This window comes from Haladaptatus salinisoli (genome assembly GCF_020614375.1).
In the GTDB taxonomy this organism is placed as follows: domain Archaea; phylum Halobacteriota; class Halobacteria; order Halobacteriales; family Haladaptataceae; genus Haladaptatus; species Haladaptatus salinisoli.
On sequence record NZ_CP085327.1, the window covers coordinates 2,010,415 to 2,031,793 of the forward strand.

At 65.2% G+C, this 21,379-nt stretch carries 26 protein-coding genes; 15 read left to right on the forward strand and 11 right to left on the reverse strand.

The window, feature by feature from the left end; genetic code table 11:
- Positions 1-10 precede the first annotated feature (10 nt).
- Positions 11-1,381, reverse strand: a complete 1,371-nt coding sequence (glnA, locus tag LIX00_RS10950) for a type I glutamate--ammonia ligase (protein ID WP_227353224.1) — start codon at positions 1,379-1,381, stop codon at positions 11-13.
- Between the two features lie 124 nt (positions 1,382-1,505).
- Between glnA and lrp the strand changes: the two genes are divergently transcribed.
- Positions 1,506-1,964, forward strand: coding sequence for an HTH-type transcriptional regulator Lrp (gene lrp, locus LIX00_RS10955; RefSeq protein ID WP_227353225.1), 459 nt, complete (start codon positions 1,506-1,508; stop codon positions 1,962-1,964).
- Between the two features lie 151 nt (positions 1,965-2,115).
- Entirely contained in the window at positions 2,116-2,313 is a 198-nt protein-coding gene (locus LIX00_RS10960; protein WP_227353226.1) for a hypothetical protein, read from the forward strand.
- Positions 2,314-2,410: 97 nt separating this feature from the next.
- On the opposite strand, the gene thsA is transcribed toward LIX00_RS10960, so the two are convergent.
- Positions 2,411-4,075, reverse strand: coding sequence for a thermosome subunit alpha (gene thsA, locus LIX00_RS10965; RefSeq protein WP_227355694.1), 1,665 nt, complete (start codon positions 4,073-4,075; stop codon positions 2,411-2,413).
- A 150-nt stretch (positions 4,076-4,225) separates the two neighbouring features.
- Positions 4,226-4,774, reverse strand: a complete 549-nt coding sequence (locus tag LIX00_RS10970) for a KH domain-containing protein (RefSeq protein ID WP_227353227.1) — start codon at positions 4,772-4,774, stop codon at positions 4,226-4,228.
- 158 nt (positions 4,775-4,932) lie between these two features.
- Here LIX00_RS10970 and LIX00_RS10975 point away from each other — a divergent pair, with 158 nt between their 5' ends.
- Positions 4,933-5,598, forward strand: a complete 666-nt coding sequence (locus LIX00_RS10975) for a nitroreductase family protein (protein ID WP_227353228.1) — start codon at positions 4,933-4,935, stop codon at positions 5,596-5,598.
- Between the two features lie 41 nt (positions 5,599-5,639).
- Complete coding sequence (rio1, locus tag LIX00_RS10980) at positions 5,640-6,503, forward strand: serine/threonine-protein kinase Rio1 (RefSeq protein ID WP_227353229.1); 864 nt, start codon at positions 5,640-5,642, stop codon at positions 6,501-6,503.
- Between the two features lie 16 nt (positions 6,504-6,519).
- Here rio1 and LIX00_RS10985 read toward each other — a convergent pair whose 3' ends face one another.
- Positions 6,520-7,140, reverse strand: coding sequence for a DUF106 domain-containing protein (locus LIX00_RS10985; protein WP_227353230.1), 621 nt, complete (start codon positions 7,138-7,140; stop codon positions 6,520-6,522).
- A 213-nt stretch (positions 7,141-7,353) separates the two neighbouring features.
- Positions 7,354-7,638: a translation initiation factor eIF-1A gene (gene eif1A / locus LIX00_RS10990; protein ID WP_227353231.1), complete on the reverse strand. Its 285-nt coding sequence runs from the start codon at positions 7,636-7,638 to the stop codon at positions 7,354-7,356.
- Between the two features lie 100 nt (positions 7,639-7,738).
- On the opposite strand from eif1A, the gene LIX00_RS10995 reads away from it, so the two are divergent.
- Both LIX00_RS10995 and LIX00_RS11000 read left to right on the forward strand, forming a co-directional pair.
- On the forward strand, positions 7,739-8,158 hold the full coding sequence (locus LIX00_RS10995) for a GNAT family N-acetyltransferase (protein ID WP_227353232.1): 420 nt from the start codon (positions 7,739-7,741) through the stop codon (positions 8,156-8,158).
- Positions 8,159-8,209: 51 nt separating this feature from the next.
- Complete coding sequence (locus LIX00_RS11000; protein WP_227353233.1) at positions 8,210-8,413, forward strand: DUF7470 family protein; 204 nt, start codon at positions 8,210-8,212, stop codon at positions 8,411-8,413.
- Between the two features lie 24 nt (positions 8,414-8,437).
- Here the strand turns inward: LIX00_RS11000 and LIX00_RS11005 are convergent, their stop codons facing one another.
- Entirely contained in the window at positions 8,438-9,415 is a 978-nt protein-coding gene (locus LIX00_RS11005) for a tyrosine--tRNA ligase (protein WP_227353234.1), read from the reverse strand.
- Between the two features lie 79 nt (positions 9,416-9,494).
- On the opposite strand from LIX00_RS11005, the gene LIX00_RS11010 reads away from it, so the two are divergent.
- Positions 9,495-9,695 (forward strand): hypothetical protein, encoded by a 201-nt coding sequence (locus tag LIX00_RS11010; RefSeq protein ID WP_227353235.1) that lies wholly within the window; start codon positions 9,495-9,497, stop codon positions 9,693-9,695.
- A gap of 199 nt (positions 9,696-9,894) precedes the next feature.
- Positions 9,895-10,047: a hypothetical protein gene (locus LIX00_RS11015; RefSeq protein WP_227353236.1), complete on the forward strand. Its 153-nt coding sequence runs from the start codon at positions 9,895-9,897 to the stop codon at positions 10,045-10,047.
- On the opposite strand, the gene LIX00_RS11020 is transcribed toward LIX00_RS11015, so the two are convergent.
- Both LIX00_RS11020 and LIX00_RS25960 read right to left on the reverse strand, forming a co-directional pair.
- On the reverse strand, positions 10,044-12,047 hold the full coding sequence (locus LIX00_RS11020; RefSeq protein WP_227353237.1) for a DUF460 domain-containing protein: 2,004 nt from the start codon (positions 12,045-12,047) through the stop codon (positions 10,044-10,046). The two genes, LIX00_RS11015 and LIX00_RS11020, sit on opposite strands and share 4 nt — an antisense overlap.
- Positions 12,048-12,090: 43 nt before the next feature.
- Positions 12,091-12,219: a hypothetical protein gene (locus LIX00_RS25960; RefSeq protein ID WP_255679272.1), complete on the reverse strand. Its 129-nt coding sequence runs from the start codon at positions 12,217-12,219 to the stop codon at positions 12,091-12,093.
- Between the two features lie 82 nt (positions 12,220-12,301).
- On the opposite strand from LIX00_RS25960, the gene LIX00_RS11025 reads away from it, so the two are divergent.
- Positions 12,302-12,628 carry a cupin domain-containing protein gene (locus LIX00_RS11025; protein WP_227353238.1) on the forward strand — a complete coding sequence of 109 codons (327 nt, stop codon included), beginning with the start codon at positions 12,302-12,304 and terminating at the stop codon, positions 12,626-12,628.
- Here LIX00_RS11025 and rnz read toward each other — a convergent pair.
- The gene (gene rnz, locus LIX00_RS11030; RefSeq protein ID WP_227353239.1) at positions 12,625-13,551 is read right to left on the reverse strand and encodes a ribonuclease Z; all 927 of its coding nucleotides are present in this window, start codon (positions 13,549-13,551) and stop codon (positions 12,625-12,627) included. The two genes, LIX00_RS11025 and rnz, sit on opposite strands and share 4 nt — an antisense overlap.
- A gap of 263 nt (positions 13,552-13,814) precedes the next feature.
- Between rnz and LIX00_RS11035 the strand changes: the two genes are divergently transcribed.
- The 3 genes from LIX00_RS11035 (at position 13,815) to LIX00_RS11045 (ending at position 17,678) form a co-directional block, all read left to right on the forward strand.
- Complete coding sequence (locus LIX00_RS11035) at positions 13,815-15,884, forward strand: DUF7282 domain-containing protein (protein ID WP_227353240.1); 2,070 nt, start codon at positions 13,815-13,817, stop codon at positions 15,882-15,884.
- A gap of 83 nt (positions 15,885-15,967) precedes the next feature.
- Positions 15,968-17,023, forward strand: a complete 1,056-nt coding sequence (locus LIX00_RS11040; RefSeq protein ID WP_227353241.1) for an AAA family ATPase — start codon at positions 15,968-15,970, stop codon at positions 17,021-17,023.
- Positions 17,024-17,138: 115 nt separating this feature from the next.
- Positions 17,139-17,678 carry a GNAT family N-acetyltransferase gene (locus LIX00_RS11045; RefSeq protein ID WP_227353242.1) on the forward strand — a complete coding sequence of 180 codons (540 nt, stop codon included), beginning with the start codon at positions 17,139-17,141 and terminating at the stop codon, positions 17,676-17,678.
- A gap of 69 nt (positions 17,679-17,747) precedes the next feature.
- On the opposite strand, the gene LIX00_RS11050 is transcribed toward LIX00_RS11045, so the two are convergent.
- On the reverse strand, positions 17,748-17,897 hold the full coding sequence (locus tag LIX00_RS11050) for a 50S ribosomal protein L40e (RefSeq protein WP_227353243.1): 150 nt from the start codon (positions 17,895-17,897) through the stop codon (positions 17,748-17,750).
- 91 nt (positions 17,898-17,988) lie between these two features.
- Positions 17,989-18,489, reverse strand: a complete 501-nt coding sequence (locus tag LIX00_RS11055) for a DUF367 family protein (RefSeq protein WP_227353244.1) — start codon at positions 18,487-18,489, stop codon at positions 17,989-17,991.
- 338 nt (positions 18,490-18,827) lie between these two features.
- Between LIX00_RS11055 and LIX00_RS11060 the strand changes: the two genes are divergently transcribed.
- From LIX00_RS11060 to LIX00_RS11070, 3 genes are all read left to right on the forward strand, one after another.
- On the forward strand, positions 18,828-19,154 hold the full coding sequence (locus tag LIX00_RS11060) for a nuclear transport factor 2 family protein (protein WP_227353245.1): 327 nt from the start codon (positions 18,828-18,830) through the stop codon (positions 19,152-19,154).
- Between the two features lie 152 nt (positions 19,155-19,306).
- The gene (locus LIX00_RS11065) at positions 19,307-19,819 is read left to right on the forward strand and encodes a hypothetical protein (protein WP_227353246.1); all 513 of its coding nucleotides are present in this window, start codon (positions 19,307-19,309) and stop codon (positions 19,817-19,819) included.
- The gene (locus LIX00_RS11070) at positions 19,816-21,378 is read left to right on the forward strand and encodes a sodium/proline symporter (RefSeq protein ID WP_227353247.1); all 1,563 of its coding nucleotides are present in this window, start codon (positions 19,816-19,818) and stop codon (positions 21,376-21,378) included. The genes LIX00_RS11065 and LIX00_RS11070 overlap by 4 nt, the downstream gene beginning before the upstream one ends.
- Position 21,379 lies beyond the last annotated feature (1 nt).

Here is a 21,379-nt window from a genome sequence, read left to right on the forward strand (position 1 = left end):
GGCGACCGTCTCAGAACTTCTCCAAGTACTTCGCTTTCTCCCAGCCGGAGACGTAGGTCTTGTACTCGTCGTACTCGCTCCGCTTCGCTTCGATGAACTTCTCGGTGACGTGGTCGCCGAGGGCCTCGCACACGACTTCGTCGGCTTCGAGCGCGTCTAGCGCGTCCATGAGCCGTCCGGGGAGGAGCGTGATACCGTGTTCTTCCCGCTTCTCCTCGTCGAACTCGTAGATATCGTCGCGGACGGGGGTGCCGGGGTCGATGTCGTTCTTGATTCCGTCCAGCCCGGCCTCGATGATGACCGCCAGCGCGAGATAGGGATTGCACGACGGGTCGGGGCTGCGAATCTCGAAGCGCGAACTCGTCCCGGCGGCGTCCGGGACGCGGATGAGCGCCGACCGGTTCACGTCGCTCCACGCGATGTAGACCGGTGCCTCGTATCCGGGGACGAGACGCTTGTAGGAGTTGATGGTCGGGTTGGTGATGGCGGTGAACGCCGGGGCGTGTTCGAGGACGCCGCCCATGAACTTGTACGCCGTCTCCGAGAGGTTGAACTCGTCGTCCTCGTCGGCGAAGGCGTTGCCGTCCTCGTCGAAGAGGCTGATGTGGGCGTGCATCCCCGACCCGTTAATCTCGGCGATGGGCTTGGGCATGAACGTGGCGTGGATGCCGTTCTGCTCGGCGACGGCGCGAACCACGGCCCGGAAAGTGGCGATGTTGTCCGCCGCGGAGAGCGCGTCGTCGTACTTGAAGTTGATCTCGTGCTGGCCGTCCGCGACTTCGTGGTGGCTGGCTTCGATTTCGAAGCCCATCTGTTCCAGCGTGAAGATGACCTCCCGACGCACGTCGCTCGCCATGTCCTTCGGTGCGAGGTCGAAGTAGCCCCCGGAATCGTGCGGGACGGTCGTCGCCTTTCCTTCTTCGTCCTTCTCGAAGAGGAAGAACTCGGGTTCGGGGCCGATGCTGACGGTGTAGCCCATCTCCTTCGCCTTCGAGAGAACGCGCTTCAGCACCTGCCGGGGGCCGCCGTCGAACGGCGTCCCGTCGGTGTTCACCACGTCGCAGATGAGACGGGCGCTCGCGGTCTCGCCGTCGGAACGCCACGGGAGGACGGTGAACGTCGACGGGTCGGGGTCGAGTCGCATGTCGCTCTCTTGGATGCGCGCGAACCCTTCTATGGAAGAGCCGTCGAACCAGATTCCCTCGTCGAACGCCTTCTCGACTTGGTGGGCCGGGATGCTGACGTTCTTGACCGTCCCAGTGATGTCCGTGAACTGGAGCCGAACGAAATCGACGTTCTCGCGCTCGATTTCGTCGAGCACCTCCTGCTCTTCTTTCGACAAACCGGACTCCTTCGCGGTGGCAATATTTCCATCCGTCATCTTTATCGACACCACATGCAAATACATCCATCATTAAAACAGTAACGGTTGGTCAATCGTGCAATTTTTGCCCAGAATTGGATATTCGTTAAATTCTAATGTGAGGAGCGGGTTGGTTGGTGTAATGACGTACGAAAATCTGGATGCTAAACTGGTAAATGAGCTACTCGGTGACGGTCGAGCAAGTTTGCGAAGCCTCGCCGAGAAACTGGACGTGTCGGTGACGACCATCTCGAACCACCTGACGGATTTAGAGGAAAAGGGCGTCATTCGGGGGTACACCCCCCGCGTCGATTACGACGCGCTGGGGTACGACGTGACGGCCATCGTCCAGTTGAAGGTCGAAGGGAACGCGCTGCCGGAGGTGACCGAACGGCTGCAGGACCACGACCAGATGATAAGCGTCTACGAAGTGACGGGCGACTACGACATCATCGCCATCGGGAAGTTCAGGGACACGGACGGGATGAACGAGCAGATAAAGAAACTGCTCATCGACCCCGACATCAAAGAGAGCAACACGAGCGTCGTGCTGAACGCTCCGAGCGAGCACGAGCAGTTCAAGCTCGAAGTGGACGAATGACCAGTCGCTCTTAGAGCACGGGACGCGTCGTCTCGCTCGTAAGCGTCATCGCGGAGTTCACGATTCGCGCTCCGTACCTCGTTCTCGTATCGACGCTCGAAGCAGTCCCGGAGATGACCGTCAAACTCGAACAGCAATTAGTGGCGACGGCGTGCTCCTCCGTTCATCGTCCGGGCGACCGGCGGCGAGTTCGAGGCGTTCGTCGACGCGAGGCGGCTTTCCGCCCGACTCCATCACGGTCCACTCCCCGAGGCTCGAAGACGCGGGCTTCGTCACCGTCGAGGGCGACAGCGTCGCGCTCACCGAACGCGGGAGCGCCCTCGAACCGTACCTCGCGCTGACCGAGTAGTACGAGGCCGCGAAAAGATAGGTCGCGTTCGAAACGGGAACTCCGTCGAAAACGGTTCGTCTGCGGCGTGAGATGTTGCGCGGCCGATTGGCCGATTTTACATCGCGCCGCCCATGCCGCCCATGCCGCCCATGCCGCCCATGCCGCCGGGGGCACCGCCGGGCGCGCCGCCTTCGTCGTCGTCGTCGCTGCCGCCGCCCTTGAGGTCGCCCGCGGCGATGACGTCGTCGATGCGCAGGAGCATGACGGCCGCCTCGGTGGCGCTCTCGACCGCCTGCGTCTTCACGCGGAGCGGTTCGACGACGCCGTCCTCCTCCATGTCGACGATGTCGCCGGAGTAGGCGTCGAGACCCGCGCTGGTGCTACCGCCGTCGTGCTGGCTTCGCAGGTCGACGAGCGAGTCGATGGGGTCGAGACCCGCGTTCTCGGCGAGGGTGCGCGGGATGACTTCGAGCGTATCGGCGAACGCTTCGACGGCCAACTGCTCGCGGCCGCCGACGCTGTCCGCGTAGTCGCGCAGGGCGAGGGCGAGTTCCGTCTCCGGAGCGCCGCCGCCGGGGAGCACTTTGCCGTCTTCGAGCGTGACGCGAACGACGCCGAGGCTGTCCTCGACGGCGCGCTCGACTTCGTCGACGACGTGTTCCGTGCCGCCGCGGAGGATGAGGCTGACGGACTTGGCCTCTTCGACTTCCTCGACGAAGATGCGCTGGTCGCCGCCGACGTCCTTCTGGGCGACGCTACCGGCGAACCCGAGGTCGTCCTCGGTGATGTCGTCGACGCTGCTCACGAGGCGAGCGCCGGTCGCTCGGGCCAGTTTCTCCATGTCGCTGGACTTCGCGCGGCGGACGGCGAGGATGCCTTCCTGCGCGAGGAAGTGCTGGGCCATGTCGTCGATGCCGCCGTCCACGAAGACGACGTCCGCGCCGACGTCGACCAGCGTGTCCACCATGTCACGGAGCTGTTTCTCTTCCTGGTCGAGGAACTGCTGGAGCTGGTCGGGGTCGGTGACGTTGACCTCGGCGTCTATCTCCGTCTCCTTGATTTCGAGTGCGCCGTCGATGAGGGCGACGTTGGCGTCCTCGGCGAAGTACGGCATGTTGTCGTGGACGCGCTCCTTGTCGATGATGACGCCCTCGACGAGTTCGGAGTTGTCGATGGTGCCGCCGACGACCTTCTCGACTTTGATGTTGTCCGTGTCGATACCCTCCTCGTCGGCGACGCTCTGGACGGCGTCGACCACGAGTTCGGCGAGGTGTTCCTTGGCGCTCTCCGCACCCTTGCCGGTCATCGCCGTGGCGGCGATCTTCCGGAGGTACTCGGAGTCGTCGGCGTCGACGTCGATGGCGATGTCTTCGAGGACTTCCTTGGCCTTCTCGGCGGCCTGTCGGTATCCCTGCGCGAGCGTGGTCGCGTGGATGTCCTGTTCGAGGAGGTCCTCGGCCTTCTGGAGGAGTTCGCCCGCGACGACGACCGCGCTGGTCGTTCCGTCGCCGACTTCGTCTTCCTGCGTCTCGGCGACTTCGACGACCATGTTAGCCGCCGGGTGCTCGATGTCCATCTCCTTGAGGATGGTGACGCCGTCGTTCGTGACGACCACGTCGCCCATCGAATCGACGAGCATTTTGTCCATCCCCTTCGGGCCGAGCGTGGTGCGTACGGCCTCCGCAACCGCCTTGCCGGCGGTGATGTTCATGGACTGGGCGTCGCGCCCCGAGGTTCGCTGGCTGTCTTCCGAGAGAACGATGAGGGGTTGATTACCCATTGGCTGTGACATAGTCAACAGATGGGTTGAATGCGATTCTATATAAACCTTTTCTTAGGCGTATGAGAACCTACCGCAACCGCCGGACGTGACCGAGCAGTACGCGACGACGGCGAATATTTATAAGTGAAAACGAACTGTCGGTGAAAATCAGCCGGTGAACTGGTGGTACTCCATTCCCTGTCGTTTCATCTCGTTGCGCTTCCGTTCGAGGAACGAGTACACCGCGCCGTGGGGGGCACCGTCGAGGAGCATCTCGGCGGCGCTCCGGACGGCCTCGACCTGCTGCGGTTGGCCGATGATGCCGAGCGTCGTCCCGTAGATGACCACGTCCGCGCCGGTGAGTTCCTCCATCAGTTGGCGCGTTCGACCGTTCTCGCCGATGAGTCGGCCTTTCTGGCGCTGGAGGTCGTTCTTGTTGCGGGCGGCGGCGTCGATATCCACGATGTCGAACAGCATCAGGTCGTCGGCGAGCAGCGCGAGCGCGTCTTCCGGGGCGAATCCGCGACCGATCGCTTTGACGATTTCCGGCGCTTTCAGCCCCCGGACCGGATCGCCCGTCTGTTCGACCCGGACCGACCCGTTATCGGAGTCGATGTCGAGGCGCACGTCCGCACGACTCTCGATTTCTCGCATCGTCTCACCGCCTTCGCCGATGAGAACGCCAATTCTGTCCTGCGGAATCGTCACGTGCTTCATGGAAAATTGTACCACCCGACGCGGTTTAAGCCCTTCCCCGCGACCCTCGTTCGCTTTCGAGCGTTCGAATCAATTCCGTCCGGGGCGCTAGCACACGCCAATCGGAAAGCGCCTCCGTTTTCCGGGTTCGGTTAAACGCGGAGTCCCTACCGCGGGGTATGTCCAACGAACTCGCATTCGAAGAGCGCGACGTAGCACACGACGCCGAGTTCCCCGAAGCCATCGAGGCGCTTCGCACCCGGCGGTCGGGACACAACTTCGACCCCGACGCGGACCTCTCCGACGAGACGCTGGAGGAGTTGATTCGCGACGCGGCGCTCGCGCCGTCCTCGTACAACCTCCAGCCGTGGGAGTTCGTGGTCGTGCAGGACGACGATCGACTGGACGAAATCGTCGACATCGCCTACGGACAAGAACACATCCGCGAGGCGGGAACCGCGATACTCGTCGCGGGGCACACCGACGCGAAGACTGCGGACCGGGTCTTCGACGAGTGGGCCGAAGCGGGCCGGATGGACGAGGAGGCCGCCCAGCAGACGAAAGCGCAGTCGGTCGAGATGTACGAGGACGACCGAACCGGTCGCGATTACGCGATCCGGAACGCCTCGCTCGCGGCGGAGAACCTCCTGCTCTCCGCGCACGCGCGCGGATTGGCCGCCACGCCGATGATAGGGTTCGACCAGGAGCGCATCGCCGAGTTCCTCGACCTGCCGGACGACGAGATTCCGGTGGTTCTTATCGCCGTGGGGCCGAGCGGCGGCGAGGAGTCGGAGCGACTCCCCCGGCGGTCCGTCGAGGAGATACTGCACCGGGAGACGTACTGACGGGCCACGCTTTTACCCTTCCTCCACATAGACGGAGCTAGATGACCGAGGAGTACGGACTGCTCGACCCCGAAAACGCGACTGGCCCCGGCGATGAGTGGGAGGAGATAGACGTTTCCGACACCGAGGCCGATCGCATCGCGCGTCGGCGCGACCGCGAGTTCAGCCAGTTCCGCGAGCGGGTCAAGGACTCCGACCAGTTCAAAGTCGAGCAGTCCGTCTTCGACGACGCGACCCTCGCCGCGCTCTACAAACTCGTTCAGGACGGGTACGTCCGCGCGTTCGGCGGGCCGATATCGTCCGGGAAGGAGGCGACCGTCTACAACGCGCTGGGCGACGACGAGCACGAGGAAGTCGCGGTGAAGATCTACCGAATCAACGCGAGCAACTTCCGAGACATGCGGGAGTACCTCGTCGGCGACCCGCGGTTCGAGGAACTCGGCGGGGACAAAAAACGGGTCGTCATCGCGTGGGTGCGAAAGGAGTTCGCCAACCTGAACCGCGCCCGGAACGCCGGGGTTCGAGTGCCCGACCCCATCGCGGTTCAACGAAACGTGCTGGTGATGGAATTCATGGGCAACGACGGCCGCCGCGCGCCCACGCTCGCGGACGCGCGACTCGAAAATCCCGAGACGGCCTACGAAGTCGTCCGGGAGTACATGCGCCGACTGTTCGACGCGGGCCTCGTTCACGGCGACCTCTCGGAGTACAACATCCTCGTCAGCGACGGCGAACTCTGCATCATCGACGTGGGGCAGGCGGTGACCATCCACCACCCCAACAGCGGCGAGTTTCTGACCCGCGACTGCGCGAACGTCGCCTCGTTCTTCCGGCGACAGGGGCTCGACGTCCGGGGCGACGAACTCGAAGACTGGATTCGAGAGAACGCCGACCCCGAGACGTAGCCGAGCGCGAACGGTTCTACGCCGCTCGCCGGACGAGTTTTCGCCCGACGTATCCCGACGAGACGGACGCACCGATGTACCAGACCAACCACACCTTCAGCGGGCCGACGACGGTCGCGGTCCACGCGACCTGACCGACGACCGGGAGGAAGAACGCCACGGGAGCGACCGCGGCGGCGGGCGACGTGAACACCCATCTGAGCCAGATGAACGCCGGAGCCGTCACCAAGAGGCTCCAGACCATCGGCCGGAAGTTCCCTTTCATCATCTGGACTTGGTGGTGCATTAGCTCCCGCTGTTCGGATCGGAGTCGTTCCATCTCGTCGTCGTCGCTCTCGTCGCGGGCGGTCTGGAGTCGCTCCCGAAGCGTCTTCATCTTCCGCTGCAGTCGCTCCATCTGCTCCGCATCTCGGAGCTTCGCCTGTAGAACCGCCGTGTAAAGACCCGTCGACCCCGCGAGGAGGAAGACGAACAGCGAGAAAGGAAGCCAGACCGCGAGCGGCGAGAGGACGGGGGAAACGACCGCGACGACGATGGACTCCATCGGCCGGACGAAGTAGCCCGCGAACAGCCCGACGGCGAGTAGTCCCGCGAGTTTGTCGTGCGTCGACCACGAACCGCGGTTCGACGATGCCATACCCGGATTTAATTTCAATCGATTATCAACTTTCTCCTCGGGTCGGTTCGTCGGCTCTCGAATCGACTCGACAGCCACTCGACCGCCGCTCGCCACGGAGTTCGACGGCGCGAAATCGGCAGGGACCGACCGGCGCTCGGTAACATCCTCGCGGTGCGGCGACACTGCTCTCGGCTAGTTTACGCGAGCGTCGCAGGACCGTCGTAAAAGTCGTTAGCTGATGTGGCCTTCGCGTCGAAGCTGGTCGGCCTGTTGCTTGTCGTAGCGCCACTTGATGTCGGCCTTCTCGTCCTGCCAGTCCCACGGCTCCACGAGCACGATGTCGTCCTCGCGAATCCAGATTCGCTTCTGCATCTTGCCCGGAATCCGGGCGGTTCGCTCCTTCCCGTCGGCGCAGCGTACCTTCACCCGGTTCGCCCCGAGCATGTTCGTGACGGTAGCGAAAACCTCGTCGTCGTCCGGCATCCGGAGGTTCTTCCGTCCGCTGTTGTCACTCATATCTCACTGTTTGAGCGGGATACTTTTAAATCCGCCGTCCCGAGCGGCGGGTTAGCGGCGCACCCAAAGAGTCACGGGGCGGGAGGAAGTCCGGCCATCCATGGCGACCACCGGCGCGGAAGAGCTGGCGACGACCGACGACTGGGCGACCGCCGTTCCCGTCCTCCGGCAACTGTGGACGGACGCGGACGAATCGGAAATCCTGTCGTGGCGCGACGAGGACGGCTACCGACTCCTCGGTCTGTACGCGGACGACGAGTTGGCCGGCGTCGCCGGCGTCTGCGTTCAGCGCGTGCTCCACCACGCCCGCCACGCGTGGATTCACGATTTCGTCGTCGACGAGGCGCACAGGGGCGAAGGGTACGGCACGACCCTGCTCTCGGAGGTCGAGGAGTGGGCGCGCGAACGAGGGTGCGAGTACGTCGCGCTGGCGGCCCGACTGGAAAACGAACCCGCCCGGCGGTTCTACGAGGAAAACGGCGTGGAGCGATGGGGGTACGTGATGGAGACCGAACTGTAGACCCGCCCGGCATCTGCCGGTTTTAAGGCGATTCCGAACCCAGTTCGCGCCATGCTCGGAAAGCTCGGTGCGAAAGGTATCGTCGGTCTGCTCGCACTCCTCGCCGGAATCGGGGTCATCGCCCTCCAGAACCTCGTCATCGCGGCGGGGATGGGTCTCGTCGTCGTCGGCTTCGTCCTGACCGCGTGGGGGCTGGTGTCGGGACTGTTGGAGAGTTTCGGAATGGCCGGAATGATGGGCGGCGGGTTCGAGTAGCGAAGTCGACCCGTTTCCCTCGGATCACTCCATCTGTCGAATCTTCTCTCGTCCCGGCGCGATGAGTTCGTCCAGGTACGTCGCCAGCGCGCTCTTGGCGTCCGCCGGGTGTAGTTCGCCACTCTCCAGATCCTCGGCGAGCGACTCGTAGTCGTCGTACTCCAGATTTCCGCCGTACTTCTCGGGGCGCTCGACCACGACGCGCTCGAAGCGCGGGAAGACGTGGTACTCGAAGATCTGGAGGACGGGATTTTCGAGGTCGCCCTCCGGGTCGCGGGTCGGCGGGCAGAACGCCGAGTTGACCTTCTCCTCGATGTCCTCGGTCGAATCCTCCATCGAGATGGTGACGCCCTCGCTGGAGGACATCTTGCCCTCGCCAGACGAGAGTTCGGCGATGATCGGCGTGTGAAGCGCGGGCCGGGACTCGTAGCCGACCTTGGGAAGTACCTCGCGGGAGATCATGTGGACTTTGCGTTGATCCATGCCCCCGATAGCGAGGTCGAGATCGAGGTACTCGATGTCGAGCGCCTGCATCAGCGGGTAGACCACCTGCGACACTTTCGGGCTCTCCCCGCTCGCTATTTCCGCCATCGCGCGCTCGGCGCGGTTCAACGTCGTTTCCAGTTCGAGGCCGTGGAGGTCGAGCACGTACTCGTCGTCCATCTGGAACTCCGAGCCGAGGCGGAACTCCGTGTTCTCCTCGTCCAGCCCGTAGGCGATGAACTGCGCTTTCATCCGCTCCGCCGTCTCGCGGATCTCCTCGAACGTCCCCTTGTCGTTCAGGTAGGCGTGCACGTCCGCGAGCAGGATGACGATCTCGAAACCCGCCTCCTGTAAATCGATGAGCTTGTTGGCGGTGAGCATGTGGCCGAGGTGGAGCACGCCGGAGGGTTCGTAACCGACGTAGGCACGCTTCCCGTCGGGGTCGGCGGCGAGTTCGCGTACCTCCTCCTCGGTCACCAACTCCTCGGCGTTCCGGGAGATTAGCTCGTAGGTGTCCATGCGCGGAAAAAGATGGTTCACCGGCTTTAGGGTTACGTCATTGGATAAGGAACAAGTCGCCGGGGACGAAACGAGGGGTATGAACGGCACGAGAGTCGGACTCTGGTTGGTCGTCGTCGGCGGACTCGCGCTCTATCCCGCGGTTCGCCTCGGGCGAGACATCGGCACCACGACGAACGAACTCGTCCTGCTGTACGCGGCGATACTGGCGGTCGGCTTCGGGGTCGTCCTCTGGGGACTGAGCGTCCTTCGGACGCTGACCGGCGAGTGGACGAGGTGACGCGACGGCGGAACGAAACGCATACTCTTCCGGACAAAAACGGTCCGACGCGAAACGAGCGACGCGCGCCGGACTCCGGTCGGTCGTCGTCGGAACGCTCCCGCTCGGCGCGACGGTCGCGACCAGACCGACGGGAGGATGCAAACCGCCGGTCGGGAGGAGAACCAGCGCCCACTTCCGCGGAATCGGCGAACCGGCAGTGCACTACGCGCTCGCCGGGAGAACTCCTTACGTCGAAATCGCGCACCTGCTCGGCTTCGTCGGCTTCGCCCTCGCCGTCTTCGGTGCCCTCCTCCGGAGCAGTGCTCAACTGACGAGCGAGCGACCGTCGGACACCGACCTGCGAGCCTAATCGCCGAACGGAGACGACGAACCGCGTCCGTTCGCCCGCCGCTCCGCGCGGTGTTCGCTGATGAGTTGGTCGAGTTGCTCGGTCTTCTCCTCCCTCCGACGCTCCTCGGCCCGTTCGCGCCAGTTCTCGACGACCGCCTCGACCTCGGATTCGCGCGCCACGGCGAGTTCGTCCACCTCCTGAATCGTCACCTCGCTCGCCGGACCGACCGGAATCTCGCGTTCGAACAGCACGTCGTCGGCCGCGTCGGAGATGCCGCCCGCCTTGAGCACGACCCGGGGGCCGATGTCGGCCAATCGCTCGGCGGTCGACCGCCCCGCGCCGCTCGCGTCGCGGAGGTAGATAACGTCGTCCTCGGCGAGACCGTAGCTCTCGTGGGCGGCGTCGATGGCGTCGTTCGTGAACTTGTCGACGGGCTTGACGGCGACGAGTCCGGCCTTCTTCTCCGCCACGTCGCTGAAGTTCGAGTGGTCGAGTTTCCACAGCTCCTTGAGGCGGGCGAGTTTGCCCTCCAGTTCCTCGACCTCCTCGTCGCGCTCGTCGAGTTCGCGCTCCAGTCGGTCGTTCTCGCGTTCGAGCCGCGATATCTCCCGGCGTTCGCGGGCCTTCCGCCGTTCCTCTCGCCGGGCGTCCACGAGTTCGCCTTCCAACTCCTCGATTCGCTCGTCCTTCGTCTCGACCGTCCCCCGCAGGTCGTCGACGTGCGACTGCAGGCGGTCGACCTGCGATTCGAGTCGCTTGATGCGTTTTTCCTCGTCGGAGAGTTCCCGAACCGTGTGTTCCGGTTCGTCCTCCTCGGGTTCGGGGTCGTCCGAGAGGTCGGCGAGCACCGCCTCGACGCTCTCGCCGCCCGCGACCACGCGGGCGGTCACCTCGCCGCGACTCATCTGCGCGGGCACCTTCCGGGCGATGCGCCGGAACTGGTCCTCGTGGCCGTCGAACGCGAACAGCGCGGCCGCCATCGCGTCCCGCTGGTGGTCGTCGTCGTAGTTCTCGTTCCGCGTCCGGTGCTGTTTCTCGTCCACCGGAAGGTCCCGCTCCGGCGTCCACGCGGCGGCGTCGAAGCTCCGGCGGATCTTCTCGACGGTCTCGGGCATCGGCGTCACGTCCGCCGCGACGACGACCGGCCGCCCCCGTTCGATTATCCACTCGATGACGTCGGCGGTGTCGGCGGTGCGCGTGCTCCACACGTCGAGGAGGGTGCCGTCCAAGTCGGTCAGCGCGACCGCGGTCGTCGTGCCGGGGTCGACGCCGACGATGACGTGGTCGCGGCGCTTGGCGAGGGGGTCGAACTCGATGCCGTCCCTGCGGAGGCGCTCGACTTCGATTCGCACGTCCCCCGACCGCCGCGACGAGACGGGGATGTCGCCGGGGCGCGCCTCGACCTCGAAGACGGCGTTGGCGTAGCCGCCGTACTTCTCGGTCACCTCCCGCTCGTAGTCGAGTCCCGCGCTTCGAATCTCGGACTCGACGTCGCGGGCGCACTCCTTCACCGACCCGTGGATTCGCCGGGTGAAGCGGTCTTCGCTCCACCCGCCTTTTCCGGTCGAACGCCCGCGGGACACCTTGACGCGGGTGGTGTCGGTGAACGCCGACACCTCGTAACCGACGTTCATCGCGGCGAGGCGGGCCGCCGCCTCCGCTTCGCGCATCGGCTCCTTTCCGTAGGGAACGCCGTGACGGGACGCGACCCGCGAGAGCGGTTCCGGTCGCTCCGCGCCGGTCACCTGCACCAGCCGAGTTCCGTCCGGGAGACCCTGCAGGAGGCGGACGAGGGCGTCCTTGTCGGCGGCGAGTTCGTACATGTTGTCCGTGGCCACGAGCGCGGGTTCGTCGCGTTCGACGAGGCGCCGGAGCTTCCGGTGAGAGACCACGTCGCGGTCTATCCCCTCGCCGTCGTAGACGACGAGCGCGTAGGAGGGAGAATCGCCCCGCACGTCCCCGCTCTGGATATCGACTCCGAAGACGAGAGCGCCGAGGGCACTCGTTCGCTCACTCACGGTTCGCGCTAGGTGCCCTCGAAATATAAATCCGGCGCGGAAATCACCGCGTGAGACCGCCGACGAAGCCGCCGATTCGACGGACGGACTCCTCGCGCGGGATCGGCCGAACGCGAGACCGCACCGGACGACCGCGACCCGCGGACGTGACCGCCCGCGTACTATGTTCCATTCGTCCACGTTTTCCGACAGACACACCGCGTTCGGTCCGTTTCGACGGAAAATATATTACGAATGGGAACCGACTCGGCGGTATGTCCGACGTGGTCACCAAGGCCGCCGACGCACGGCCACGGGAGTACAGCGGCGTGACGTTCGAACTGTTGGCCGTGGGCGATGAGTCGATGGTGACGAAGATGCTCTACGAGGCGGGGGACGCCGTTCGGCCGCACAGCCACCCGAACGAGCAGAGCGGGTACGTGGTCTCCGGCCGGTACAGGCTCGTCGTCGAGGGGGCGGAAGAGGTCCTCGAAGCGGGCGACAGCTACGCCATCCCCGAAGGCGTCGAGCACGAACTGGAGGCGCTCGAATCGGGCGAGGTAATCGACGTGTTCGTGCCGCCCCGCGAGGAGTATCGCTAGTTCTCGGGATACGGAACGTCGACTATCTCGCCGTCGTCGGGGACGAACACCTCGCCGTCGAAGGCGTCGTCGGCCTCCCGGAGGTGGGCCGAAACGTCGCCCGCGTAGCGCGAGGAGATGTGGGTGAGCGCGAGTCGAACCGCCCCGGCCCGGCGAGCGACCTCCGCGGCCTGTTCCGCGGTCGAGTGGGCGGTCTTTTTCGCGCGGTCCTTCCTGTCGTTCGCGAAGGTCGCGTCGTGGACGAGCAGGTCGGCGTCCTCCGCGACGGAGACGACCTGCTCGGAGGGGCGAGTGTCCCCGGTGTAGACGAATCGCCGGCCGGGGCGGGGGTCGCCGACGACCTGCTCCGGCCGGACGACGGTTCCGTCTTCGAGTTCGACCGGCGTCCCCGCGTGGAGTCGCTGGAACTTCGGGCCGACCGGAACGCCGAGTTCCTCGGCGCGCTCGCGGTCGAACCGCCCTTTTCGGTCGTCCTCGACCAGCGCGTAGCCGAGCGAGTTGGTATCGTGGTCGGTCCTGAACGCGCGAACCTCGTACTCCTCCCGCCGGACGGCCACCTCGCCGGGGGAGACCTCCGTGATGTGAACCGGGAACGAAGGCTGGTTGCCCGCGGCGTGGACGAGCGCGTCGATGTCGTCCCCGGTTCCGCGCGGCGCGTAGACGGTGAGCGGGTCGTCGCGCTCGTTGAAGTCCCACGTCTGCACGAGCCCGGGAATCCCGAGGACGTGGTCGCCGTGGAGGTGGGTGACGAAGAGGTCGGAGACGGTGAAGCCGGTTCCGAAGCGCATCATCTGGCGCTGCGTCCCCTCGGCGGCGTCGAACAACAGGCGGTCGCCTTCCCGGTTAACGAGGATGGCACTCGGGTTTCGCTCCGTCGTCGGCACTGCCCCGCTGGTTCCGAGGAAGGTCACGCGCATCGACATTCCTTCGCAGTTCGAACCCCGACGACTAAACAGCCTTCGAAAGCGTCGGCCGGGAGAGACGCCGAGGCGGGTCGGCGCGCCGGGACGAGGTGCACGGCCGGTCGCGTCCGACGGATAAGCGGGCGTTTCTCCGCCCCGTCGCCCTCCGTCCGTTGGTCGACAGGACGGCCCTAACCCCCCGAATCGCCGGCCTAGCCCGTGAACGGTCGAAGCCGTTTATCGGGCGCCTCCCCGTCTCCCCGGTCGCGGATGAGGAGGGAGATATGACACGCATTCCGAGAACAGTTAGTGCCGTACTCGTTGCTCTTCTCGTGATACTCGGCGGCGGCGTCGCGGTATCACTGGGGGCCTCAGGCCAGACGGATACAGCAGCAGAAACGCAGGTTACGGACCTGCGGGAGGACGCTCAATCGAACGAATCTCAAGCGAACGTAACCTTCGACGACCAGCAGAGCGACGGTCGCACCGTCGTCGTCTCGTCGGTGACCGTTCCCGAGGGCGGCTTCGTCGCCATTCACGACCAGAGCTTGCTCGACGGGGACGCCATCGGTAGCGTGCTGGGCAACTCCGTGTACCTCGAACCGGGGACGCACGAGAACGTCACCGTGACGCTCGCGCGCCCCATCGAGGACAACGCGACGCTCATCGCGATGCCGCACAAGGACACCAACGAGAACAGAGTGTACGACTTCGTCATCGGTGACGGAGCCGTCGACGGTCCGTACACCGCGGACGACCAGGCCGTCGTCGACGACGCCCGAGTCCTGGTGGAGGAAGGCGAACGTCCGACGCAAGACGGACAGCTTCCCGAACAGCTCGTGTTCCATGTCGAATCGCTGAGCATCGCGGAGTGGTCGTTCGTCGTCGGTGACAGCACCGACCCCGACCGCACCGAGATCATCAGGAACCTCGAACTGGAGGACGAGACGGTTCGCCTCAACGCGACGGCCCTGCTCCGGAACGAATCGATGCGGGACGTCGTCCAACGCGAACGAGGCGTCTCGCAGGAAGACGCCGAGGCGGCGGCCAAAGACGCGCAGAAGTCGGCCGAAAAGCACGACGCGACCGTGCCGAGCGACCTCGACACCGTCCGCGTCGTGCTCCGCGACATCACCGTCCAGAACGTGACGTTCGTCGTGGAGTTACCGCAGAACCTGAACGTTTCGGAGATGCCGGGTCAACCCGGAATACCGGAGCAGCCGCAGCAACTCGACGCGAACGTCACCTTCGAGAACCAGACCAGCGACGGCGAGACGGTCACCATCGATTCGGTCACCATGTCGGAGGGCGGCTTCGTCACGCTCCACAACCGGAGCCTCCTCGACGGTAACGTCGTCGGAAGCGTCGTCGGTTCGTCGGAGTACCTCGAACCGGGGACGCACGAGAACGTCACCGTGACGCTGGACGAACCGCTCACCGAGAGCCAACCGCTCATCGCCATGCCGCACCTCGACACGAACGGCAATCAGCAGTACGACTTCGTCGCATCCGGCGGAGCCGAAGACCTGCCGTACGTCGTGAACGGGGAGGTCGTCGTCGATCCGGCGCTGGTGCGCGTCGAAGGCGGAGCGGAGACGACCGCGGAAACGACGACGACCACGACCGCGGAGACGACCACGGCGGCCGAAGAGACCACGACGCCCGCGGAGACCACCGCAGCCGAGGAAACGACGACGACGCCCGAGGAGACGACCACCGCCGCTGAAGAGACGACCACGACGGCGGAGACGACGACCGCCGCCCGAGAGGGCGGACAGGTCCAGACCGTCTCCGACCTCGGCCCGTCGCTCGCCGTCGAAGGCAGCCCCGAAGCGCCGCTGAACGCGACCGTCGGCGAGACGCTGGTCGTGAACGCGACGGTCACCAACCCCACCGAGTCGGAGCTCACGCAACCCGTCGACTACCGACTGGAGGGCGCGGTGCTCCAGCGCCAGAACGTCACGCTCGGACCCGGTGAAAGCACGAACGTCACGTTCGAGATCGACACGAGCAACGTCGACCCCGGAACGTACACGCACGGCGTGTACACCCGAAACTTCGGCAGAGTCAGTGCGATAACGCTCGAAGCGGCCGGGGGCGCGAACCAGACGACCACGGCGAACGCGACGACGACCACGACGGCTAAGGAGACGACCACGGCGGCGGAGGAGACGACCACCGCTGCCGAAGAGACGACCACGACGGCTAAGGAGACGACCACGGCGGCGGACGGGACGACCGTTGCGGAGACGACCGCCGCGGAAACGACGCCCGCTGACGGAGCGACGACCACCGCCGCGGAGACGACGACCGAAGCGAACGCGACGACCGCCGGAGAGACGACGACCGCGTAGGTACCGCTCGGCTCCGCGACTGACCCATTTTTCGCGCGGGGCAACCGACCGATTCTTGTTCGGCGACCGTTTAGGATAGCTCGATGGAGTCGCCGCTGTGGACCGAGACGTACGCGCCCGACCTCTCCGACCTGCCCCAGCCGGAGGTACGCGACTACCTGGAGCGGGCGGTGGACGAGCCGATAAACCTCGTGCTCTACGGGCCGGAGGGGAGCGGGAAGACCGCCGCCGTGCGGGCGCTGGCGAGCGCGGCGCACGACGACCCGGACAACGACCTCGTGGAGATAAACGTCGCGGACTTCTTCGACCGAACGAAAAAGGAGATTCGGGAGGATCCGCGCTTTTCGAACTTCCTCCAGGGCCAGACGGAGTTCTCGAAGCAGTACCGTCGCGGGTCGGGCCAGTCGAAAAAGTACAAGCGAAACTGGTCGAAGCGGGAGATGATAAACCACGTTCTCAAGGAGTACGCGGGCTACGCACCCTCCTCGGGCGAGTACAAGACCATCGTACTCGACAACGCCGAGGCCATCCGCGAGGACTTCCAGCAGGCGCTCCGCCGGGTGATGGAGCGGTACCACGAGACGACGCAGTTCGTCATCACGACGCGCCAGCCGACGAAGCTCATCCCGCCCATCAAGTCGCGGTGTTTCCCCGTCTCGATGCGAAAGCCGACGGAGGCCGAGGTCGTCTCCGTGCTGGAGTCGATTCTGGACGCGGAGGGCGTCGAGTACGACGAGGGCGGCGTCGAACTGATCGCGGGCTACTCGAAAGGGAATCTGCGGCAGGCGATTCTGTACGCGCAACTGCTCTACGAGCAGGAAGGCGAGGTGAGCAGCGAGGGGTACCGTGTTCTCCGCGAGTTCGGCATCCAGGGTCGCGTCGCGGAGATGCTCGACGCGGCCGAGGCGGGCGAGTTCAAAGACGCCCGCAAGGAACTGGACGAACTGCTCGTCGACGAGGGGTACAGCGGTACCGAGGTGCTCGAAGAGATACTGGAGAACTTCGGACAGAACCGGTATCAGGGCGACGAACTCGCCGAAGCCGTCCTGCTCGCGGCGGAGGTCGATATGGACCTGACGCAGGGGACGAACGACAGGCTCCACATCTCGCACCTGCTCGCCGAACTGGGTGCGGACTGACGGCGGTTCGACCGATTTCGTGGATTCGGACACCGACTCCGGTTCCGCGTCCGGCGCGAGTAACGCTATCACTTCTCACGAACGTTTTTCTCGTCCGTCACCTTGCTATCGTGATATGCCCGGCCCCACCTTTCTCTCCGGCGACCGAATCGACCTCCGAACCGTCGAGGAAGAGGACCTCGATTTCCTGCAAGCGACCGTCAACGACCCCGCCGTCCGACCGACCATCGGCGGTCACTCGCCCGTCAACGGCCACCAGGAGCGCGAGTGGTACGAAGAGCGCGCGTCGGACGACGACCACACCTACCTCCTCGTCTGTCGGGACGGGGAACCGATGGGCATCGTCAGTCTCCATCCGAAGGACTCGACGGGCGTGAACGGGGAAATCGGCATCTTCCTCGCAGAGGAGTTCTGGGGCGAGGGGTACGGCACCGAGGCCAGTCGGCTCATCACCGACTACGCCTTCCGCGAACGCCGCCACCACCGCGTCGTGGCCCGGGTCTTCGAGGGGAACGTCGGTTCGGCGCGCATCTGGGAAAAACTCGGCTTCCGCCACGAGGGAACCCACGTCGAAGCGGAGTTCGTGGACGGCGAGTACGTCGACGTCGAGTTCTACGGAATCACGGAAGACGAGTGGTTCGACCGGGACGGATAGATTAGAACGCGGAAATTCGACCGAGACGCGCGGCTCGCGGTCGGTTCTCGTCGGCGGAAGGGAGGAGGATTACGCGCTCCGCGATTCCTTGCTCTTCGGGCGAAGATTGCTGTACCCGCACTTGCGGCAGCGGTCGGCTCGCTTCGGGTTGCGGGCGTTACACCGCATACAGATCATCTTTTCGAGCGTTCGTCTCTCCGCTGCGTCGAAACTGGCCATACGGACCGATTTCTTCCGGCGCGGTTAAACGCTTTCGAGTCGGCGCGCCCTCCTCGACCGAGTCGCTCTCGCACTCGGCGAGTCGCGCCGGTCACTCGCCCGCGTCGAGGTACTCCCGCTGTACCGCGACCACCCCGCTCGAATCCTCGCAGTCCGCGTACCGCCGGAGCGGTTCCGCGTTCAGTTCGAGGAACGTCTCGCCCCAGCGGAACTTCGAGAGGATTCGCTCGGCGTGGTCGCGCTCGCCGAGGACGCAGAGCGCCGCCGCGAACGCTTCCACGGTGTTCAGCCGAAACGGTTTGCCGTAGTTGACCGGGTTCGCGGCGACGAGGAAGGGGAGCGCCCGGTGGACGCCGGGCATCTCGAACAGCGCCCGCTCGGCGCTCTCCCACGAGCAGTCGAGGGCGACGAGGTTCTCGCTCTCCTCCCGGTCGGCGGGCGAGAGCGCCCGCTCCGCGTGCGGATTGAGCACGATTCCGTACGGCGTGGCGCGGGTCGTGCGGTGGAGCTCTGCGAGGTCGAATCGCGCGAGTTTTCGCGCCGTGCACTTCTTCGGGTCGTCGTCACCCTCGTAGCGGACGTGGAGGTTCACCGTTCGACGGTTGGCGCGGCGCACTCAAAAGCGGTGCGGAGCGGGACGAAACGCGACGGAAGCGGCTGAGGCGGAGAGACGGGCGCGGGGAGACGGGAACGGCGGAGCGGTGTACGGCGGAGGGCCGCCCCGCCGGGGACGCGGGGCGGCGTGGAAACAAAATCGCTCGGAGTACTGACTGGGCCGGGCGGGTCTCCCGGCGAGTGGTCGTTTCGTCGGATTCGGTATGATGTTTTATATGAACGCTACGAACCGGTCCCGAGCGCTCCCGAGAACTCGGACCCTCTCGATAGACTCGCGCCGGGACGCTGAAGGGGGTCGTCTCCGTCTGCTTCCGTATGAACGCCGAATCGGCCGTCCGCGGCTACTACGACGCCATCGACGCGCACGACTACGAGACGTTCGCCGGCCTGCTCGCGCCGGACGTGGTTCACCGCCGGCCCGACCGAACCATCGAGGGCCGCGAGACGCTCGTCGGATTCATGCGCGACGACCGCCCCGACAAGCGGACGACCCACGAGGTTCGCCGCGTGTTCGAGGGCGGGGCGTCGGCGGTCGCTGAGGGCCGACTGCTCGACTCCGGCGGGGAGGAACTGTTCGCGTTCGTCGACGCGTTCTCGATTTCCGACGGGCGAATCGAAGAAATCAGGACGTACACGCGCTGAGAGTTCGGTCGAGGGATTTCTCGCCCGAGCGATAGAAGCTCGATTCGGCAGTTTACATATCAACCCGCCGTTTTTCGTCATTTGCTACCCTGGTACACGGAAAGATGGCATCTACACGACCACGTCCGACTTCGGGTGCGAGAAACCGTTTGATGGGCCTCCTCGCCCTCCTCTCGGCAGGCCTCTTGATTGCGGCGGCGACCGGCGTGTACCGCGTCTTCTCGTACCTCGCGGCGCTGCTCATCGCGGTCGTCTTCGGCGTCGCGTCGGTCGAGCGAAACGACGGCGAGTTCGACCTCGCGCCGTACGGTCGACTGCTGATCGGATTGGGTGCGATCTTCGTGACGGGGCTGACCGTCATCTGGCTCAGTTGGCACCCGGGCGTATCGGAGTACACGTACCTGCTCGGACTCCCGGTTCCGACGCTGGCGTACGTCGTCTTCATCTGGCTGCTCCCGATTCTCGGAGCGTTCTACTACGCACTCGTGTTCCCGCGGATCGGAGACGAGGAACTCGTCGACGAGCTCATGACCGACGTGCGCCGAGCGCAGCGAACCGGCGAGTTTCCCCTCACCACCGCTCGACCCGAAGCCGACGGGGGCGGGTCGACCGACGGTTCGAGAGCGTCGTCTGACGGTGCCTCCGACGGGGGTGAACGACGATGAACGTCGTTCCGCTGCAGGAGATTCCGATAACCGACAGCCCCTACGTGTTGCTCTTCGGCGGCGTCTACCTCCTGTTGGTGCTCGCCATCGGCGTCTGGGGGTACCTCCAGACCGAGAGCACGGAGGACTTCCTCATCACCGGCAAGAGTATCGGGACGTGGGTGCTGGCGCTCACCGCGTTCTCGGTCATCCAGTCCGGATTCGGCTTCGTCGGCGGTCCCGAACTCGTCTACTCGTTCGGGACGACCGCGCTCTGGATCTTCTTCACCGCCCCGCTCGGCTTCATCGTCACGTGGGCGTTGCTGGCGAAGCGGATGCGCCTGCTGGCGGATATCCGCGACGTGCTGACGCTCGCCGACGGGATGTACGTTCGGTACGAGAGCGCGTGGGTTCGCGGGCTGACCGCCGTCGCGGTCATCGTCGGCGTGATGGCGTACCTCGCAACCAACCTCGCCGCGTTGCAGTACGTCATGCGGGCGATTTTCGGCCTTCCGGTGATGTGGGGGCTGTTCATCGGGGCGCTCATCCTCCTGCTGTACAGCATGCTCGGCGGGATGATAGCGGGGGTCTGGACCGACTTCGTGCAGGCCATCACGATGATCGTCGGCTCCGTCTTCGTCTTCGCCTTCGCGCTCTCGTTCGGCGGCGGGATGGAGTCGATTTCGCGGAACCTCGCAAGCGCCGACCCGGCGTTCATCTCCCCCTTCGGCGCGATGGGCGCGCCCGCCGCGACGATTTTCACGGCCCTCGGCTGGTGGATTCTCTTCTCGGTCGGCGCGGCGGGGCAGCCCCACCTCATCACCAAGTTCTACATGAGCCGTAATCTGCGGATTCTGCGCTGGGGCGCGCCCATCGCCGCCGTCACCTACGCGATTTCGAGCCTCCTCGCCTTCTCGACCGGACTGTCGATGCGCGCGATGGTCGAGGCGGGGCAAACCGCGGCCCCGAAGAGCGCGTCCGTCGTCGGGCCGGTGTTCGTCCTCGAACACACGCCCGGGGTCGTGGCGGGACTCATCTTGGCGGCGCTGCTGGCGGCCATCATGAGCACCAGCGACTCGTTCCTCAACATCGGCGCGGCGGCGGTCTCGCGGGACATTCCGCGCGCGCTCGGACGGCCCATCGACGACGACAAGACCGAGCTTCGCGTGACGCAGGTCGCGTTGGCGGGTATCACCGTCGCATCGACGCTTATCGTCTACTTCTCGGAGACGCTGGTCGGTATCCTCGGCACCATCGGCTGGGGATTCTTCGCGGCGGCATTCTTCGCAATCGCGGCCCTCGGGCTGAACTGGAAGGGTGCGACGAAGGAGGGAGCAATCGCCGCGATCGTCGGCGGGTTGTCGGTCAACCTGTTCTACAGCGCGGTGCCGTCGATAGCGGACACCGTCGGACTGTCGAGCGTCGGCACCGCCGTCTCGAACCTGTACCCCTTCCCCGCATCGTTCCCGGTCGGGACGGTCGCGCTCTTGGTGACTATCGTCCTCTTCGTCCTCGTCTCGATTGCGACGCAGGAGGGACGGACGGTACCGAACGATATCGGCGTCCTCATCGAACGATAGC